This is a genomic window from Janthinobacterium sp. BHSEK, from assembly GCF_056174685.1.
Genome location: NZ_JBWBYV010000049.1, coordinates 146,407 through 162,791, shown reverse-complemented (window position 1 = coordinate 162,791; position 16,385 = coordinate 146,407). Strand labels below are relative to the sequence as shown.

The window sequence follows — 16,385 nt, the reverse complement described above, 5'->3', positions numbered from 1 at the left end:
TCACAGATGGCGCAACAGATACACGGTGAGGAAACCGGCCGCCATGAAGGCACACGTGGCCGCCAGCGAACGCGGGGACAGGCGCGACAGGCCGCACACGCCGTGGCCGCTGGTGCAGCCGGCGCCATAGCGCACGCCCACGCCCACCAGCAAGCCGGCCGCGATCAGGGCCGGCGTACCGGCGTCGATCTGCACGGGCGGCAAGGCTTGCCACAACCGCCACAGCAGGGGCGTGCCGGTCAGGCCGGCAAGAAAGGCGATGCGCCAGCCCAGGTCGCCACTGCGCGGGCGCAGCAAGCCGCCGAGGATGCCGCTGATGCCGGCGATGCGGCCATTGAACAGGATCAATAGCGCCGCCGCCAAGCCGATCAGCATGCCGCCTGCCAGCGAGGCCCATGGCGTGAAGTGTTGCCAGGCTATCGTCATGGCAATCTCAGTCGGCTTCGTCGTTGAACGGGGGGCGCGGCGCGCAAAATTGCGCGTACAGCACTTGCAGCACGGCCAGCACGGGCGCGCTGGCGACGCGGTAATAAATCTGCTTGCCGTCGCGCCGCGTGGCCACCAGCATCTCTTCGCGCAGCACGCCCAGCTGCTGCGACAGGGTCGGCTGGCCGATGCCCACTTTTTGCTCGAGGTCGCTGACGCAATGCTCGCCCTGCGATAGCTGGCACAGCAGCATCAAACGGTCGGCATTGCCCATGGCCTTGAGCAGCGAGCTGGCCTTGTAGGCCGAACCCCGCATGGCGTCGAGGTTGTATTCGGCGTGTTGTGTTGCGACTGTCTCCATCGTGCCCTCCCACAGGCGGTCATATTGAATAGCGTGCGATAAACAATATACTAATCAATATATTGTTTTCCTGCTGGCGATTCGCACAAAAAAACAACAGTGTTTTTTGGCGATAGCATACTCATGCAAAGTGTGCGGCAACGATCATGTTTACGCTATCAAAATGACAAATATTCGTAATAAACAGGAAATAAACGTATCAAAATTGTCACGATCTATGCTGTAATGGGAGAACAGCAGAAAAATCAGGATACGCCCCCCGTACAGGCGAATCGTCCGTCCATGCGCAAGCCGGTTTCGGCTGCGCCAGGCGGTGAACAACAAGGGAGAGCAAGATGAAAATCTATCAGCCGCTCTGCGTGGCCTTGCTGGCGCTGTCGGCCAGCACAGGGAGCCTGGCGGCAGTCAGCGACACGACGGCCGCCAAGCTGCACGAAGCCGGCGAACGCGTGACGATCGATGAAAGCATCAGCTTGAATAATAATCCCGGCTGGGAAACGCCGGACTTGCCGTATGCACGCCTGCTGGCCAGCAGCAGCGCGACGGCACCGCACTGGAGCAGCGCGCGCCATGTGGCCCTGGCGCCGTCCAGGCCCATGACGGCCGCCCCCGCACAGCAAGCCAGCGTGCCGGCCCCGGTGCCGGAAGCGAGCATGTACTCGATGCTGCTGGTGGGATTGGGCCTGGTGGCCTTGAGCCTGCACGGCGAAAAACAGGAAAAATTCGATAACTGACGGCGCCAGCACTGGCAAGGCGCTGCCGCAAAACATTCCGCCTGGTGCGGAATGTTTTTTGATGGCGCCCTCATTTGTCCAGCAGGCGGCAGACCCGTTCGATATTGCCCACCGGAATACCCGACTTCAGGGCGCGCGCGATGCAGCCCGCCTTGTCCGGACCCGAGGCGGACATGAGCACGAAGGCCGTCACCACCACGCTGATGGCGACGAGCACGATCAAGACACCCTTGACGATATCCCAGTTCATGGCGTCTCCATGGAAGGCATCATTACTCCTTGGCCGATATGGCTGCCGCATCCGCTCCGTTCAGCAGCGCATGCAATTTCTGCATGGTGGCCCAGTTGCGCGAGGTGACGCCGTCACCCAGCAGCACGCCCAGCGCCGCCACCACCTTGCTGGCCAGCACGCCATCGGGACACCAGGCATACGCGGCCCATCGTCCCAGCGCCAGCGCTTCCGGCTGCCACGGCTGCCGCAGGAGAGGCGTCAGGCGCTGGACATCGGCCGGATTGTTCAGCACCAAGGTCAGCAAGCGGGCCGCATCGGCCGCCGGCGCCAGGGTGTTTTGCTCCACCAGCTCGGCGAACTGGCCGGCCGACAGCACCGTCACCCTGGCCGCCACGCCCAGTTTCAGCACCAGCGCTTCCTCGATGCGGGCAGCGGCCTCGGCAGGCGCCACCACGCCGCCGTCATACACGACGTTGCCGCTGTTGAGTACCGTGCGCACCTGCGCAAAACCGAGGTCGCCCAGCAGCTTGCGCAGGTCGGCCATGGCCACGCGCTTGGCGCGGCCCACATTGATCCCGCGCAAAAGCGCCACTTGCTGACTGTTTTCTATCGCTGCCATATTGTCTCCTTGCCTATGCCTGGCTGCTGGTGCTTTCCGGCAACGGCGTCACCGTAGGCAGGCGCAGCAGGAACGTCGCGCCCTGCCCCAGGGTGCTGCTGACCGTGATGGTGCCGCCAAACTGCTTGGCAATCAAGTTGAACACGATATTCAAGCCCAGTCCGGTGCCGCCCTGCCCGCGGCGCGTGGTGACAAACGGATCGAACACGCGGTCGAGCATGTCGGGCGCAATGCCGCGGCCGTTGTCGCGCACCTGCATGGCGATCGCGTCGCCGTCGCGGCGCACGCCGATATGGATATTGCCGGCCGTGTCCGCATCGAAGGCGTGCTCGACGCAGTTCAATACCAGGTTGGTCAGCACCTGCGCCAGCGCGCCAGGATAGCTGTCGAGCATGATGTCAGGCGGGCAATCGATATCGATGCTGATGCGCGTCTTTTTCAGGGTCGGCTGCAGGCTCGAGATCACTTCGCCGATATAGTCGCGCAATTCGAACAAACGGCGCGCCTCGCTGACCTGGTCGACGGCGATCTGCTTGAAGCTGTGGATCAGATGCGCGGCCCGGTAGGCATTGTTCATGATCAGCCGCGCGCTTTCGCCGGCCGTTTCCAGGTAGCGCACGATATCGGTCTTTTTCACGCTGCCGCCAGCCACCGCTGCGCTGATGTCATCGGTGGCTTCCTTCAGCACCGAGGCGCTGGTCAGGGCGATGCCGACCGGCGTATTGATTTCATGCGCCACGCCGGCCACCAGGCTGCCCAGCGAAGCCAGGCGTTCCGATTGCAGCAGGGACTCTTGCGCGCGGCGCAGCTCGTCCATGGCCTGCGCCGTTGCTTGCTGCGAGCGGCGCGCCATGTCTTCCGCCTCGCGGCTGCCTTCGATGATGGACTTGAGCTTGCGCTGCACGGCATTGAAGCCGCGGATCACGTCGCCCAGTTCGTCGCGCCGGTTTTCCGGCAGCTCTTCGACGTCATCGCTGCCGCGCGTGGCCAGGTCGAACAAGCCGTCGCGCAACTGTTTCAGGGGTCCGAAGACGATGCGCAGGCTCAGCGCCAGGGCGCCCACGAGAATGATGTCAAGCAGCAACACTTCCACCACCTTGCGCCGCACTTCACTGCGCAGGGCCGCATCGATCTGCTCGCGGCTGAAATTGACGATGACCTTGCCCACGATCACGGGCTTGCCGCCTGTGGCGGCCGCCACGGCGTCGCGGAACACGAGCGGCGCCTCGACGGGCGTGCCGCCCATGGCCACGTCCGCCTCAAGCGGCACCAGGGTGCCGGAGGCATCGCGCACTTCGCCCGCGAACAGGCCGACCGAGGCGTCATAGACGCGGATGCCGACCAGCTCCGGCGGCAGCATTTCGGCCGCGACAATGCTGTCGACCTTGGATTTATCGAGATCCCACAGGGCGGACGGCAAGCTGGTCTGCAAGCGCGTGAGCACGCCGCTGCGCAGGCGCGCGCTGCCCGATTCGAGTTCCTTGCTCAAGGTATATTGGGTATAGCTGCCGGAAATGCCCAGCACCAGGGTGACGATCACGACAAAAAGCAGGGTCAGCCGGACTTGGATACTCACCATCAATCAACACTCCCCGGGCCAGGCCAGCCGCCGGCCCGCGGCGCGGGCGCAGATACGTCAGCAATGCAAGGGCCTGATTCAAATGTACGGTATGACATGCTTATTGGCAAGATTTACAGCATCCCCACTTTCGATAGGGACTTTGATGCAGGTTGAGACATTGCGGCATGGCAATGGTAATATCCCGCAATCATCTAAGGAGTCGTCATGGCGGTCACGCATCAACATCTACCCCTGGAACAAGTTCGTCCCGGCATGATTTTGTCGGATGTCTTGCTCGATGCGCATGGACAAGTGCTGTTGCCGCAAGGCGCGGTATTGACGGAAAACATGCTGGCCCTGATGCCCCGCCACAACATCGACATGCTGCCGATCCAGGCGCCGCCCCCGTCGCCGGAAGAAATCGCCGCGCAGCAAGCGGCCGACAGCGAACGGCTGGCGTACCTGTTCCGCAAGCACGATCCCGAAGATCCCCTGGACGCGGCCACCACCTTGCTGCGCAGCTATGTCACGGCTTACCGCCTGGGCACGGGAGAGACCGCATGAGCACCCAGCTGACGCTCGACGATATCGTCGCCCACCTCGATGACTTGCCTTCGCTGCCCGCCGTCGTGATGGAACTGCTCAACAGCATAGACCAGGAAGACGTCGATATTTCCGTGCTGGCCAAAAAAGTGTCGTATGACCAGGCGCTGACGGCAAAAACCTTGCGTCTGGCCAACTCATCCCACTATGGCCTGCAAGTGAAGGCCACCACCATCCAGCAGGCGATCACTTACCTGGGCTTCCAGACCACGCGCAGCCTGATCACGTCGGCCGCCATCACGGGCTGCTTCCCGGAAGGACGCTGCCCAGGTTTCGACGACAAGGCCTTCTGGCGCCATTCGGTGGCGACGGCCGCCTGCGCCAAGGTGCTGGCGCGGCAGCTCCGCTTCAACCAGGATTACGCATTCACGGCCGGCTTGCTGCACAACATCGGCCGCCTGGTGCTGGTCAGCAGCTTTCCCGCGCACTATGCGCAAGTCATCGCGCACCAGGCCGCGCACGATTGCAGCCTGCTCGAAGCGGAGCAGGCCGTGCTGGGCGTGGACCACGTGCAGGCAGGCGTGGCCCTGGCCGAGCACTGGAATTTTTCCGACACCATGCGCCTGGCGCTGGGCAATTACCTGCAGCCGGAAACGCCGGGCGCCGGTTTTCTTGCGGCACTGATCCATGTGGCCAATGCCGTCGTCTGTGCGCTCGACCTGGCGCAGGCGGGCGACGACATGGTGCCGCGCGTCTCGCCGGTGGCCTGGGATGCGCTGGGCCTGGGCAAGGACACGTATCTGCAGCTGTTCCGCGAAACGGAGCTGCGCTACGACGAAATCACCTCGGCACTGCTGAGCTAAGCAAATCCGCAAACGCAAACGGCCCTCGCTGCGAAGCGAAAGCCGTTATGGGTACTGCGATACATCCATGTTACCCGGTCCATGCTGCCCGGTCCACGCCAGCCTGTTGCCGCCAGCAGCTACGCAAGCGGCACAGTCAGCGTACAACCGCCACATCAGTGCGCGTAATTCGATTCTTGCGCATCGCCGCGGTCTTCCGCTTTTGGACGGCCCTGGGCGTCGGACAAACGGTACTTGGTGCGGCGATCGCCCATCAAATCGCGCAGGTCGCGGATGCTCATGCCCGTCACTTCGTGCATGCGGATCAGCAGCGAGGCGCCGACCGGCAAGCGGTGGTGGCGGATCTTGCTGATGACGGGTGGCGCCACTTCAAGCAGACGCGACAGGGCTGCATCGTTCTTCAGCTGCATTTTGCTCAGCAGAATATCCAGCAGGTGGTTCGGGTTGTAACTCTCTTGCGATGCTAATGCATGATGTGCCATGATTTTTCCTCGTCTGGTGAATGTAGAAAATAATGCCGATACGAACTTAAGGCTGGCTTAGAGTGTTTAAATAAACGTCTTTCCATCGGATTCAGCCCTCCCCTCCGCCGCCCCTCCTTATCGCACTGCCTGCACAGGACTTGCACAGCCACGTCCAACCAACGTGCGCAGCTTGCCGCGTGAGTAAAAAGCACTGCAACTCAACGAAATGAATTGCATATAAAACAATATACTAGTCCAAACACGCTGCATCTGCGCCTCGCGCAAACTTCCTGATTGTTAAATATCAATCAAGCTGCTGGTTGGCTTGGCAACGATGCTATTTCAACACATTAGGATGCCAGCGGGCGCACACAAGGCTTTGCAGCAACTTGTTACAAATCAATGGTGTCGTACGGCAATAAATGCTTTTCAGCATCGTCGTTCCAAGTGCCTTGTTCACACCGCAACCTTGTCGGCAAGGTCAGCACGACATGGCCCGTGCCGGCGATTTACGCTAAACTATGGCCTGAACTTGCAGCGAGCCTGCCACCGGGCAGCCAGAGGCGCCCGGCCGGTCATCCACCGCCTCCCGCCCCGGGCGGCGCACAGCGCAAGCCCCCTGCCCAGCTGATTTGCGCCACACTTATTTGTCCCACTTATTTGTTCCATTTATTTGCCGCTACATTTACCGATAAGCATCCGACTCCATGCAGAAAAAAGTATTCATTAAAACCTTCGGCTGCCAGATGAACGAGTACGACTCGGACAAGATGGCCGACGTGCTGGGCGCCTCAGATGGCCTGGTGCGCACCGACACGCCGGAAGATGCCGATGTGATCCTGCTTAACACCTGCTCCGTGCGCGAAAAGGCGCAGGAAAAGGTGTTTTCCGACCTGGGCCGTCTGCGCGAGCTGAAACTGGCCAAGCCGCACCTCTTGATCGGCGTGGGCGGCTGCGTGGCCTCGCAGGAAGGCGACGCCATCGTCAAGCGCGCGCCGTATGTCGACATGGTGTTCGGCCCGCAAACGCTGCACCGCCTGCCGCAAATGATCGAACTGCGCCGCGCCAGCGGCGATGCGCAAGTGGACATCAGCTTCCCGGAAATCGAAAAGTTCGACCACCTGCCGCCGGCCAAGGTGGAAGGTGCGTCGGCGTTCGTTTCCATCATGGAAGGCTGCAGCAAATACTGCAGCTACTGCGTCGTGCCCTACACGCGCGGCGAGGAAGTGTCGCGCCGCTTCGAGGACGTGCTGACGGAAGTGGCGGGCCTGGCCGCCCAGGGCGTCAAGGAAATTACCCTGCTGGGACAGAACGTGAATGCCTACCGGGGCGCGATGGAAGGCGGCGAGATCGCCGACTTCGCCCTGCTGCTCGAATACGTGGCCGACATACCCGGCATCGAGCGCATGCGCTTCGTCACCAGCCACCCGAAGGAATTCACGCAGCGCCTGATCGACGCCTACGCGAAGATCCCGCAGCTGGTCGACCACCTGTACCTGCCGGCGCAGCACGGTTCCGACAAGATCCTCGGCGCCATGAAGCGCGGCTACACGGGCCTCGAATACAAGTCCATCATCCGCCGCATCCGCGCCGTGCGCCCGAACATGGCCATTTCCTCGGACTTCATCGTCGGTTTCCCCGGCGAGACGCAAGCCGACTTCGACGCCATGATGAAGCTGATCGCGGACGTCGGCTTCGACAACAGCTACAGCTTCATCTTCAGCAAGCGCCCCGGCACGCCGGCCGCCAGCCTGGAAGACGACACGCCGCACGAGGTCAAGCTGGCCCGGCTGCAGCAACTGCAGGCGGCCATCGACGCCAACACGCGCAACTACAGCCAGGCCATGGTGGGCACGGTGCAAACCATCCTCGTCGAAGGCCGCTCGAAGAAGGACACGATAGCTCGCGAACTGCAAGGCCGCACGGAAAACAACCGCGTGGTCAATTTCGACGCCGGCCCGGACGCGCTGCAACTGGTCGGCCAGCTGGTCGACGTGCGCATCACCGAAAGCCATTCCTATACCCTGCGCGGCGAACTCGTCGCCAGCGCACCCGCATTGAAAAGAGCCAGTTGAAAACCAAAGCCCCGATACAGCCGCATTACTTCATCCCCGAGCCGCTCGACAACACGCGCCTGGCGCACCTGTGCGGACCGCTCGATGAAAACCTGCGCCAGATTTCCGCCGCCCTCGACGTGACGATCTTCCGCCGCGGCGAGAAATTCATCGTCGGCGGCAGCAATGCCGAACGGGCCGTGGAAATCCTCGAGCAGTTCTACGCCATCGCCAACAAGGTCGTGCCGCTGGAAGAGGTGCAGCTGGCCCTGGTGGAGCAGCGCGCGGGCCTGTCCGCCGCCTCGGAACACCATGCCAACGCGCCCATCAGCACTTTTGTGGAACCGGACATCGCCAGCCCCGTGCTGAAAACGCGGCGCGCCGACCTGCGTGGACGCACGCCGCACCAGATCGCCTATTTGCGCGACATCCTCGAACACGACATCAGCTTCGGCGTGGGTCCGGCCGGCACGGGCAAGACGTATCTGGCCGTCGCCTGCGCCGTCGACGCGCTCGAACGCGACGCCGTCAAGCGCATCATCTTGACGCGCCCCGCCGTCGAAGCGGGCGAACGCCTGGGCTTCCTGCCGGGCGACCTGGCGCAAAAGGTCGATCCGTATCTGCGTCCCCTGTACGATGCGCTGTACGACTTGCTGGGCTTTGACCGCACGCAAAAACTGTTTGAAAAACAGGTGATCGAGATCGCCCCGCTGGCCTACATGCGCGGACGCACCCTGAACCACGCCTTCGTCATCCTCGACGAGGCGCAAAACACCACCGTCGAACAGATGAAGATGTTCTTGACGCGCATCGGCTTTGGCAGCAAGGCCGTGGTGACGGGCGACGTCACGCAAGTCGACCTGCACAAGAGCCAGACGAGCGGCCTGATCGACGCCGTGCACGTGCTCAAGGATGTGCGCGGCATCGGTTTCACGCAATTTAACAGCACCGACGTGGTGCGCCATCCGCTCGTCGCGCGCATCGTCGACGCCTATGAAACGGCGCAGGCGGCCAATGCCGACGCCGCCCAGTTACTTCCCCTATTGAAACCAGCCGCCGCCAAAAATGTCCGAAAAAAATAAACTGTCCTTGTCCGTGCAATACCCGGATACCCGCCTGGAAACCCTGATCACGCGCCCGAAAGTGCGCCGCTGGGTCAAGGCGGCCCTGTTCGCGCCCGCCGAATTCACCATCCGCTTCGTCGACGCGGAAGAGGGCCGCAGCCTGAACCGCGACTACCGCGAAAAGGACTACGCCACCAACGTGCTGACGTTCGCCTACAACGAAGGCGAAGAATTGGCCGAGGACGAGCCGACGCGCGCCGACATCATCCTGTGCACGGACGTGCTGGAGAAGGAAGCGGCGGAGCAGAAAAAAAGCGTGGAAGAGCACACGGCCCATCTGATCGTGCACGGCGTGCTGCATGCGCAGGGCTACGACCACATGGACGACGAGGAAGCGGCCGAGATGGAGGGGCTGGAAACGGAGATCCTCGCCAAGCTCGGCATTACCGACCCGTACGCGGACCCAAAATAAACCGCGCAGATTGGGGCGGTCGGTAGGTCGGGTAGGTCGGGTTAGCCCGCAGGGCGTAAGCCGACAACATCCGTCAACGTAACCGGAGCACCACAGTGTCAGATTACGCTGCGCTAATCTGACCTACGTACAAATAGCGCCAACGCACACACAAGGACACATGATGGGCACCTGGGCCACTGACGCCTTCGGCAACGACTACGCCATGGATTGGGCGCAGGACTTGCACGAATATAAAACACTGGAACTGGTCGAGACGACGCTCGACAACGTGATCGACAGCCAGGAAGCGGAGCTGGCAGCGCCGTTCGCCGCCGAGGCGCTGGCCGCGCTGGAAGTCATCGCGCGCCTCTTGGGCCAGCCCGGCGAGGACGACCCGGCCACGTTGGACGTGGACGAATGGGTGGCCGCCTGCAAGAAGAAGGTCACGCCGCCGCTGCTGGAAAAGGCCCGCCTGGCCTTCGACAAGATCGGCGCGGAAACGTCGGAACTGCGCCAGCTGTGGCAGGACAGCGAGCATTTCGCCGACTGGCAAGCCGACGTGGCAGCCTTGCGCGCGCGCGTGCTAGGCCCGGAAGCGGCGTAAAAGATCGCGCAACGGCGCACTTCAACGTATTAAATTTACATCAAAAGCGGGGAAATCCGGTATTCCCCCGCTTTTGGTGTATCCTATATCCCTTCGCAACAACGGCTCACGCCTCCTATGCCCGAGCACCCTAGTGGCGTCAGAACTGACGTCAAGCCCCACCGGTCACTGTTTGAACGCCTGACCGCACTCATTTCCCCCGAGCCAGAGAACCGTGCAGAATTGCTCGAAGTTCTACACGATGCGCATGAACGCAAGCTGATCGACGCCGACGCCCTGTCGATGATCGAAGGCGTGTTCCAGGTGTCGGATCTCTGCGCGCGCGACATCATGATTCCCCGCTCGCAAATGGATGTCATCGACATCAGCAAGCCGATCGAGGAATGGATGCCGGAAGTCCTGTCCACCGCCCATTCGCGCTTCCCCGCGATCGAAGGCGAGCGCGACAAGGTCATCGGCATCCTGCTGGCGAAAGACTTGCTGCGTTATTACGCAGAAGAAACTTTCGACGTGCGCGACATGCTGCGCCCCGCCATCTTCATCCCGGAATCGAAACGCCTGAATGTGCTGCTGCGCGATTTCCGCGCCAACCACAATCACATGGCCATCGTCGTCGATGAATACAGCGGCGTCGCCGGCCTGATCACCATCGAAGACGTGCTGGAACAGATCGTCGGCGATATCGAGGACGAATACGACTTCGATGAAGCCGAGGACAATATCCTCTCGCTCAAGGAAGGCCAGTTCGGCCCCCGCTGGCGCGTCAAGGCGCTGACCGAGATCGAACAGTTCAACGAGGAAGTGGGCAGCCACCTGGTGGACGACGACGTCGACACCATCGGCGGCCTGGTCTCGAAGTACCTGGGCCGCATGGCGCACAAGGGCGACATCTTCGACCTGGGCAATCTGCGTTTCGAGGTGCTGCGCGCCGACGCGCGCCAGGTGCACGTGCTGCTCGTCGAGCGCCTGCCCAATGTGCCGGAACTGGAACTCTGACATGCGCGTGCTGTAAATGCGTTTCAGACGCGCCGACCCCAACGCCCCCGCCAAACCGCCCCGCAGCACCTGGGCGCGCATGCTGACTGCCGCCGTCGCCGGCGCCGGCGCCGTGCTGGCGTTCGCCCCTTTCGGTTACTGGCCATTGCAGATCCTCAGCCTGGGCGTGCTGTTCTACCAGGTGCTGCGCGCGGCGAACGTCAAGTCCGGCGCGCTGATCGGCTGGGCCTACGGCTTCGGCTGGTGCGCGGCCGGCACGCACTGGCTGTACATCTCCATGCACCGCTATGGCGACATGGCCGCGCCGCTGGCCGCCATCGCCGTGGCCCTGCTGGCCCTCTTGATGGCCATCTACGTGGCCCTGGCCATGGGCGCGGCCGCCTGGCTGCGCCAGCGCTGGGTGCTGTCCCTGCCCGCCATGACCTTGCTGGTGCTGCCTGCCACGTGGACCCTGTTCGAATGGACGCGCGGCTGGCTGTTTACGGGTTTCCCGTGGCTGGCCACGGGCTACGCCCACAATGCCAGCCCGCTGGGCGGCTTCGCCCCCATCGTCGGATCGTACGGCCTGGGCTGGCTGGCGGCGCTGTCCGCCGGCGCCCTGCTGCTGCTAATCCACCCCTTGCATCGCACGCGCTGGAGCGCCCTGGGCGGCGTCATCGCCCTGTACGCGGCCGGCGTCGGCTTGCAATACGTGAACTGGACCCACCCGGTCGGGCGCCCCATCACCGTGCGCCTGTTGCAGGGCAATGTGCCGCAGCAGCAGAAATTCGACCCCGGCTTCGTGCTGGGCGCCCTGCAGATGTACCAGAGCGCCATCACCAGCGCGCCGGCCGACCTGATCGCCACGCCGGAAACGGCCGTCACCGTGCTGCCGCACCAGCTGCCGCCCGGCTATCTGGATAGCCTGGCGACGTATGCGCAGCAGACGGGCAGCACGATTTTGGTCGGCATGCCCGTGCTCGACGAGCAGCAGCGCTTCTACAATGCGGCTGTGGGCATCACGCCCAACGGCACGCCGGGACCGTACTACCAGTACCGCAAGCACCATCTGGTGCCGTTCGGCGAATTCGTGCCGCCCGGCCTGCACTGGTTCGTCGCCATGATGGCCATCCCGCTGGGCGACATGGGCCGCGGCGCCGAGGTGCAGGCGCCGCTGCAGGTACGCGACCAGCTGGTACTGCCGAATATCTGCTACGAAGATCTGTTTGGCGAGGAAATCGCCGGCCAGCTGGCCAGCGCCCACCGGCATGGCAAGCAGTCGGCCTCCGTGCTGCTGAATATCTCGAACCTGGCCTGGTTCGGCGACTCGATCGCCATCCCCCAGCATCTGCAGATTTCGCAGATGCGCAGCCTGGAAACGGGCCGCCCCATGCTGCGCTCGACGAACACGGGCGCCACGGCCGTCATCGACGGCAAGGGCGTCGTGCAAAGCCTGCTGCCGCCGGAACAGCAAGCCACCCTGGCGGCCAAGGTGCAGGGCATGGGCGGCATGACGCCATACATTCTGTACGGCAACAAACTGGTGCTGGCCCTGGCCGCGCTGGCCCTGCTGACGGCCTTCCTGCTGTCGCGCGCCGCGCGCCGTGCCCGCGTCGCGCAGCAATAAGCGGCCGATATTGCCCGAAGAGTCACAGTGGGCCCGTAAAAACCGCTAAAATTAGCAAAACCCCGGCCCGGACGCGCTTGTTAGCAGCGTGCGGGCTTCAAGCAAACCTTAACAAAGCGCAGCCTCCCGCGCGGCGAACTCATACGATGCTCACATTTCAACAAATTATCCTGACCTTGCAAACCTATTGGGACAAGCAAGGTTGCGCCCTGCTCCAGCCTTACGACATGGAAGTCGGCGCCGGCACCTTCCACACCGGCACCTTCCTGCGCGCGATCGGCCCGGAACCGTGGCGCGCCGCGTATGTGCAGCCGTCGCGCCGCCCGAAAGATGGCCGCTATGGCGAAAACCCGAACCGCATGCAGCACTACTACCAGTACCAGGTGGTCTTGAAACCGGCGCCGGAAAACATCCTCGACCTGTATCTGGGTTCGCTGGCCGCGCTGGGCCTGGACTTGAAGCAGAATGACGTGCGCTTCGTCGAAGACGATTGGGAAAGCCCGACCCTGGGCGCCTGGGGCCTGGGCTGGGAAGTCTGGCTGAACGGCATGGAAGTGACCCAATTTACCTACTTCCAGCAAGTGGGCGGCCTCGATTGCAAGCCCGTGCTGGGCGAGATCACCTACGGCATCGAACGCCTGGCCATGTATCTGCAGGGCGTGGAAAACGTGTACGACCTGGTGTGGACGGAGTGGGAAGAAAACGGTATTACGAAAAAACTGACCTACGGCGACGTCTTCCACCAGAACGAAGTGGAGCAATCGACCTACAACTTCGAGCACGCGAATACGGACCTGCTGTTCGAACAGTTCGGCAATTACGAAGCGGAAGCGAAGCGCCTGATCGAGCTGCAACTGACCCTGCCCGCCTACGAGAAAATCATGAAGGCCTCGCACAGCTTCAATATGCTGGACGCGCGCGGCGCCATCTCGGTGACGGAACGCGCCGCCTATATCGGCCGCGTGCGCACCCTGTCGCGCCTGGTGGCGCAAGCCTATTACGACTCGCGCGAACGCCTCGGTTTCCCGATGCTGCCCGCCGCAGACCAACCCACCGCCGCTTGATCGCCTAGCTCATACACCGCCGTACCAGACAAGAACACCATGAACCAAACACTGCTCATCGAACTGCTGACCGAAGAACTGCCGCCGAAAGCGCTGGCCAAACTGGGCGCCGCCTTCACGGCCGGCATCGTCAACGGCCTGAAAGCGCGCGACTTCCTGGAAGCCGACAGCGTCGCCACCAGCTACGCCTCGCCGCGCCGGCTGGCCGTCTCCATCACCAACGTGCGCGAAGTCTCGCCCGACAAATCGATCCGCGAAAAAGTCCTGCCCGTCTCCGTGGCGCTGGACGCGAACGGCAACGGCACGCCGCCGCTGGCCAAGAAACTGGCCGCGCTGGGCTTCCCCGAGCTGACGGTGGCCGAGCTGGAACGCGCCGTTGACGGCAAGGCGGAAAGCTTCTTCTACACCTACACGGCGCCGGGCAGCCAGCTTGCCACGGGCGCGCAGGCGGCCTTGACCGAGTCCTGCGCCAAGCTGCCGATTCCAAAACTGATGAGCTATCAGCGTCCGGACGGCACCACCGTGCAATTCGTGCGCCCGGCGCACAGCCTGATCGCCCTGCACGGCATCAATATCCTGCCGTTGACCCTGCTGGGTTTGACGGCCGGCCGCACCACCCTGGGCCACCGCTTCCTCACCGACGGCGAACCGATCACCATCGCGCACGCGGAAAACTATGCGCCGTCGCTGATCCTCAACGCCAGCGTCATCGCCAGCAACGAGGAGCGCAAGGAGCGCATCCGCGCCCAGCTGCTGGACAAGGCCGGCGCCGACCAGGTGCTGATGCCCGAAGCGCTGCTCGACGAAGTCACGGCCCTGGTCGAATGGCCGGTCGTGTATGAGTGCCACTTCGAGGAAGAATTCCTGGCCGTGCCGCAGGAATGCCTGATCCTCACCATGCAGACGAACCAGAAATATTTTGCGCTGACGGACAGCGAGGGCAAGCTGCGCTCGCGCTTCCTGATCGTCTCGAACATCGAAACGGACACGCCCGAGCACATCATCGGCGGCAACGAGCGCGTCGTGCGCCCGCGCCTGTCCGACGCCAAGTTCTTCTTCGAGCAGGACAAGAAGAAGACCCTCGCATCGCGCCTGCCGCTGCTGGCCAACGTGGTCTACCACAACAAGCTGGGCACGCAAGCGGCGCGCACAGAGCGCGTCAAGTCGCTGGCCGGCGCCATCGCCGCCAAATTGAATTACGACGTGGCCCTGGCCGAACGTGGCGCACTGCTGGCCAAGGCCGATCTGCTGACCGACATGGTGGGCGAATTCCCCGAACTGCAAGGCATCATGGGCACGTACTACGCGCGCCATGACGGCGAACCGGAAGAAGTGGCGCTGGCCGCCTCCGAACACTACCAGCCGCGCTTTGCCGGCGACAGCCTGCCGTCCACCGCCACCGGCACCGCCGTGGCCCTGGCCGACAAGCTCGAAACCCTGGTCGGCATCTGGGCCATCGGCCTGGCGCCCACGGGCGACAAGGACCCGTTCGCGCTGCGCCGCCACGCCCTGGGCGTGCTGCGCATGCTGCTGGAAAAACGCCTGCCCTTGTCGATCCAGGGCTTGCTGGGCGATGCCGCCGCGCAGTTCGCAGCCGTGCCAGGCTTCAAGGACCCGGTCGCGGATGTGACCACCTTCATGCTGGACCGCCTGCGCGGCATCCTGCGCGAGCGCGGTTTCTCGCCGAATGAAATCGAAGCCGTCGTGGCGCAGAATCCCGACCGCCTGGACGACATCGTGCAGCGCCTGGAAGCCGTGCAGGCGTTTGCCGCGCTGCCGGAAAGCGCCTCGCTGGCAGCCGCCAACAAGCGCATCACGAACATCCTGAAAAAGAACGAGGAAGCCGTGAGCCAGGTCGCCGCCGGCGGCGTCAACGTGGCGCTGCTGCAGGACGAGGCGGAGAAAAAACTGGCCGCCGCCGTCTCTCGCGTGCAGCCGGAAGTCGACGCAGCCTTTGCCAAGGGCGACTTCACCAGCACCCTGCAAACCCTGGCGCAGCTGCGCGACGACGTCGACGGCTTCTTCAACGACGTGATGGTAATGGCCGAGGATGTCGCCCTGCGCAACAACCGCCTGGCCTTGCTGTCGTCCTTGCACGGCATGATGAACCGCGTGGCCGACATTTCCAAGCTGGCGGCATAATGGGGACTCCGGCGCTGAAACTGATTATTCTCGACCGCGACGGCGTCATTAATCATGACTCGCCGGACTTCATCAAGTCGCCGGCCGAATGGCTGCCGATTCCCGGCTCGCTCGAAGCGATCGCCCGCCTGAACCAGGCCGGCTATCGCGTCGTCGTCGCCTCGAACCAGTCGGGCATCGCGCGCGAATACTTCGACATGACGGTATTGAACGCGATCCACCAGAAGATGCACACGCTGGCGCAGCAGGTGGGCGCCGATATCGACGCCATCTTCTTTTGCCCGCACGCGGGCGCGGACAATTGCGACTGCCGCAAGCCGAAACCGGGCATGTTCCATGAAATCTCGCAGCGCTACAACACCAGCCTGAAAGGCGTGCCCACCGTCGGCGATTCGCTGCGCGACCTGCAGGCCGGCTTCATCAGCGGCTGCGTGCCCTACCTGGTCTTGACGGGCAAGGGCGAAAAGACCAACGACACGGGTGGCCTGCCGCCTGGCACCCAGGTCTTCCCGGACCTGGCCGCCGTCGTCAGCCACCTGCTCAAGGCGCCAGCGGCACCAGCGCCCACCGTGGCATTCAGTATCTAATCTTCGGAGAA

18 protein-coding genes are annotated in these 16,385 nt (G+C 63.2%); 12 read left to right on the top strand and 6 right to left on the bottom strand.

All coding sequences use genetic code 11. The features are described 5' to 3' along the window. Together AC0V2Y_RS17940 and AC0V2Y_RS17935 are read right to left on the bottom strand one after the other, a co-directional pair. Positions 1 to 426, bottom strand: a complete 426-nt coding sequence (locus AC0V2Y_RS17940) for a YeeE/YedE family protein (RefSeq protein WP_475416144.1) — start codon at positions 424 to 426, stop codon at positions 1 to 3. Between the two features lie 7 nt (positions 427 to 433). Beyond that, positions 434 to 787, bottom strand: a complete 354-nt coding sequence (locus AC0V2Y_RS17935; protein ID WP_070310209.1) for an ArsR/SmtB family transcription factor — start codon at positions 785 to 787, stop codon at positions 434 to 436. Between the two features lie 335 nt (positions 788 to 1,122). On the opposite strand from AC0V2Y_RS17935, the gene AC0V2Y_RS17930 reads away from it, so the two are divergent. Continuing rightward, positions 1,123 to 1,521, top strand: coding sequence for a hypothetical protein (locus AC0V2Y_RS17930; protein ID WP_475416143.1), 399 nt, complete (start codon positions 1,123 to 1,125; stop codon positions 1,519 to 1,521). A 70-nt stretch (positions 1,522 to 1,591) separates the two neighbouring features. On the opposite strand, the gene AC0V2Y_RS17925 is transcribed toward AC0V2Y_RS17930, so the two are convergent. The 3 genes from AC0V2Y_RS17925 to AC0V2Y_RS17915 are packed head-to-tail and all read right to left on the bottom strand — an operon-like array spanning position 1,592 to position 3,951. Then, positions 1,592 to 1,771, bottom strand: coding sequence for a hypothetical protein (locus AC0V2Y_RS17925; protein WP_436541159.1), 180 nt, complete (start codon positions 1,769 to 1,771; stop codon positions 1,592 to 1,594). A 22-nt stretch (positions 1,772 to 1,793) separates the two neighbouring features. Further along, complete coding sequence (locus tag AC0V2Y_RS17920; protein WP_475416142.1) at positions 1,794 to 2,372, bottom strand: DUF1697 domain-containing protein; 579 nt, start codon at positions 2,370 to 2,372, stop codon at positions 1,794 to 1,796. A gap of 13 nt (positions 2,373 to 2,385) precedes the next feature. Next, positions 2,386 to 3,951, bottom strand: a complete 1,566-nt coding sequence (locus tag AC0V2Y_RS17915; RefSeq protein ID WP_475416165.1) for a sensor histidine kinase — start codon at positions 3,949 to 3,951, stop codon at positions 2,386 to 2,388. 207 nt (positions 3,952 to 4,158) lie between these two features. Between AC0V2Y_RS17915 and AC0V2Y_RS17910 the strand changes: the two genes are divergently transcribed. Both AC0V2Y_RS17910 and AC0V2Y_RS17905 read left to right on the top strand, forming a co-directional pair. Then, the gene (locus AC0V2Y_RS17910) at positions 4,159 to 4,497 is read left to right on the top strand and encodes a hypothetical protein (protein WP_475416141.1); all 339 of its coding nucleotides are present in this window, start codon (positions 4,159 to 4,161) and stop codon (positions 4,495 to 4,497) included. Continuing rightward, positions 4,494 to 5,339 carry an HDOD domain-containing protein gene (locus AC0V2Y_RS17905; protein WP_475416140.1) on the top strand — a complete coding sequence of 282 codons (846 nt, stop codon included), beginning with the start codon at positions 4,494 to 4,496 and terminating at the stop codon, positions 5,337 to 5,339. Before AC0V2Y_RS17910 ends, AC0V2Y_RS17905 begins: the two co-directional genes overlap by 4 nt. Before the next feature lie 155 nt (positions 5,340 to 5,494). Here the strand turns inward: AC0V2Y_RS17905 and AC0V2Y_RS17900 are convergent, their stop codons facing one another. Next, positions 5,495 to 5,821, bottom strand: a complete 327-nt coding sequence (locus AC0V2Y_RS17900; RefSeq protein WP_034746769.1) for a hypothetical protein — start codon at positions 5,819 to 5,821, stop codon at positions 5,495 to 5,497. Positions 5,822 to 6,510: 689 nt separating this feature from the next. On the opposite strand from AC0V2Y_RS17900, the gene miaB reads away from it, so the two are divergent. The 9 genes from miaB to gmhB all read left to right on the top strand — a co-directional run bounded on the left by miaB (position 6,511) and on the right by gmhB (position 16,374). Continuing rightward, positions 6,511 to 7,878, top strand: a complete 1,368-nt coding sequence (gene miaB / locus AC0V2Y_RS17895) for a tRNA (N6-isopentenyl adenosine(37)-C2)-methylthiotransferase MiaB (RefSeq protein WP_475416139.1) — start codon at positions 6,511 to 6,513, stop codon at positions 7,876 to 7,878. Then, positions 7,875 to 8,939 carry a PhoH family protein gene (locus AC0V2Y_RS17890; protein ID WP_475416138.1) on the top strand — a complete coding sequence of 355 codons (1,065 nt, stop codon included), beginning with the start codon at positions 7,875 to 7,877 and terminating at the stop codon, positions 8,937 to 8,939. The genes miaB and AC0V2Y_RS17890 overlap by 4 nt, the downstream gene beginning before the upstream one ends. Beyond that, positions 8,923 to 9,393, top strand: coding sequence for an rRNA maturation RNase YbeY (gene ybeY, locus AC0V2Y_RS17885; RefSeq protein ID WP_475416137.1), 471 nt, complete (start codon positions 8,923 to 8,925; stop codon positions 9,391 to 9,393). The genes AC0V2Y_RS17890 and ybeY overlap by 17 nt, the downstream gene beginning before the upstream one ends. Before the next feature lie 160 nt (positions 9,394 to 9,553). Further along, positions 9,554 to 9,979 carry a DUF4259 domain-containing protein gene (locus tag AC0V2Y_RS17880; protein WP_475416136.1) on the top strand — a complete coding sequence of 142 codons (426 nt, stop codon included), beginning with the start codon at positions 9,554 to 9,556 and terminating at the stop codon, positions 9,977 to 9,979. Between the two features lie 117 nt (positions 9,980 to 10,096). Next, on the top strand, positions 10,097 to 10,975 hold the full coding sequence (locus AC0V2Y_RS17875) for an HlyC/CorC family transporter (protein WP_034746750.1): 879 nt from the start codon (positions 10,097 to 10,099) through the stop codon (positions 10,973 to 10,975). A 16-nt stretch (positions 10,976 to 10,991) separates the two neighbouring features. Beyond that, positions 10,992 to 12,581, top strand: a complete 1,590-nt coding sequence (lnt, locus tag AC0V2Y_RS17870) for an apolipoprotein N-acyltransferase (RefSeq protein WP_475416135.1) — start codon at positions 10,992 to 10,994, stop codon at positions 12,579 to 12,581. Between the two features lie 146 nt (positions 12,582 to 12,727). Beyond that, the gene (gene glyQ, locus AC0V2Y_RS17865) at positions 12,728 to 13,645 is read left to right on the top strand and encodes a glycine--tRNA ligase subunit alpha (protein WP_475416134.1); all 918 of its coding nucleotides are present in this window, start codon (positions 12,728 to 12,730) and stop codon (positions 13,643 to 13,645) included. Between the two features lie 39 nt (positions 13,646 to 13,684). Beyond that, positions 13,685 to 15,787 (top strand): glycine--tRNA ligase subunit beta, encoded by a 2,103-nt coding sequence (gene glyS, locus AC0V2Y_RS17860; protein ID WP_475416133.1) that lies wholly within the window; start codon positions 13,685 to 13,687, stop codon positions 15,785 to 15,787. Further along, complete coding sequence (gmhB, locus tag AC0V2Y_RS17855) at positions 15,787 to 16,374, top strand: D-glycero-beta-D-manno-heptose 1,7-bisphosphate 7-phosphatase (RefSeq protein WP_475416132.1); 588 nt, start codon at positions 15,787 to 15,789, stop codon at positions 16,372 to 16,374. Before glyS ends, gmhB begins: the two co-directional genes overlap by 1 nt. Positions 16,375 to 16,385: the final 11 nt, after the last annotated feature.

Bases quoted from the DNA above. Each gene is read 5' to 3' on its own strand.
- glyS (WP_475416133.1), top strand. From the start codon at position 13,685: ATGAACCAAACACTGCTCATCGAACTGCTGACCGAAGAACTGCCGCCG.
- AC0V2Y_RS17915 (WP_475416165.1), bottom strand. From the start codon at position 3,951: ATGGTGAGTATCCAAGTCCGGCTGACCCTGCTTTTTGTCGTGATCGTC.
- AC0V2Y_RS17875 (WP_034746750.1), top strand. From the start codon at position 10,097: ATGCCCGAGCACCCTAGTGGCGTCAGAACTGACGTCAAGCCCCACCGG.
- AC0V2Y_RS17910 (WP_475416141.1), top strand. From the start codon at position 4,159: ATGGCGGTCACGCATCAACATCTACCCCTGGAACAAGTTCGTCCCGGC.
- AC0V2Y_RS17900 (WP_034746769.1), bottom strand. From the start codon at position 5,821: ATGGCACATCATGCATTAGCATCGCAAGAGAGTTACAACCCGAACCAC.
- AC0V2Y_RS17920 (WP_475416142.1), bottom strand. From the start codon at position 2,372: ATGGCAGCGATAGAAAACAGTCAGCAAGTGGCGCTTTTGCGCGGGATC.
- AC0V2Y_RS17940 (WP_475416144.1), bottom strand. From the start codon at position 426: ATGACGATAGCCTGGCAACACTTCACGCCATGGGCCTCGCTGGCAGGC.
- gmhB (WP_475416132.1), top strand. From the start codon at position 15,787: ATGGGGACTCCGGCGCTGAAACTGATTATTCTCGACCGCGACGGCGTC.
- ybeY (WP_475416137.1), top strand. From the start codon at position 8,923: ATGTCCGAAAAAAATAAACTGTCCTTGTCCGTGCAATACCCGGATACC.
- AC0V2Y_RS17880 (WP_475416136.1), top strand. From the start codon at position 9,554: ATGATGGGCACCTGGGCCACTGACGCCTTCGGCAACGACTACGCCATG.
- lnt (WP_475416135.1), top strand. From the start codon at position 10,992: ATGCGTTTCAGACGCGCCGACCCCAACGCCCCCGCCAAACCGCCCCGC.
- glyQ (WP_475416134.1), top strand. From the start codon at position 12,728: ATGCTCACATTTCAACAAATTATCCTGACCTTGCAAACCTATTGGGAC.
- miaB (WP_475416139.1), top strand. From the start codon at position 6,511: ATGCAGAAAAAAGTATTCATTAAAACCTTCGGCTGCCAGATGAACGAG.
- AC0V2Y_RS17930 (WP_475416143.1), top strand. From the start codon at position 1,123: ATGAAAATCTATCAGCCGCTCTGCGTGGCCTTGCTGGCGCTGTCGGCC.
- AC0V2Y_RS17935 (WP_070310209.1), bottom strand. From the start codon at position 787: ATGGAGACAGTCGCAACACAACACGCCGAATACAACCTCGACGCCATG.
- AC0V2Y_RS17925 (WP_436541159.1), bottom strand. From the start codon at position 1,771: ATGAACTGGGATATCGTCAAGGGTGTCTTGATCGTGCTCGTCGCCATC.
- AC0V2Y_RS17905 (WP_475416140.1), top strand. From the start codon at position 4,494: ATGAGCACCCAGCTGACGCTCGACGATATCGTCGCCCACCTCGATGAC.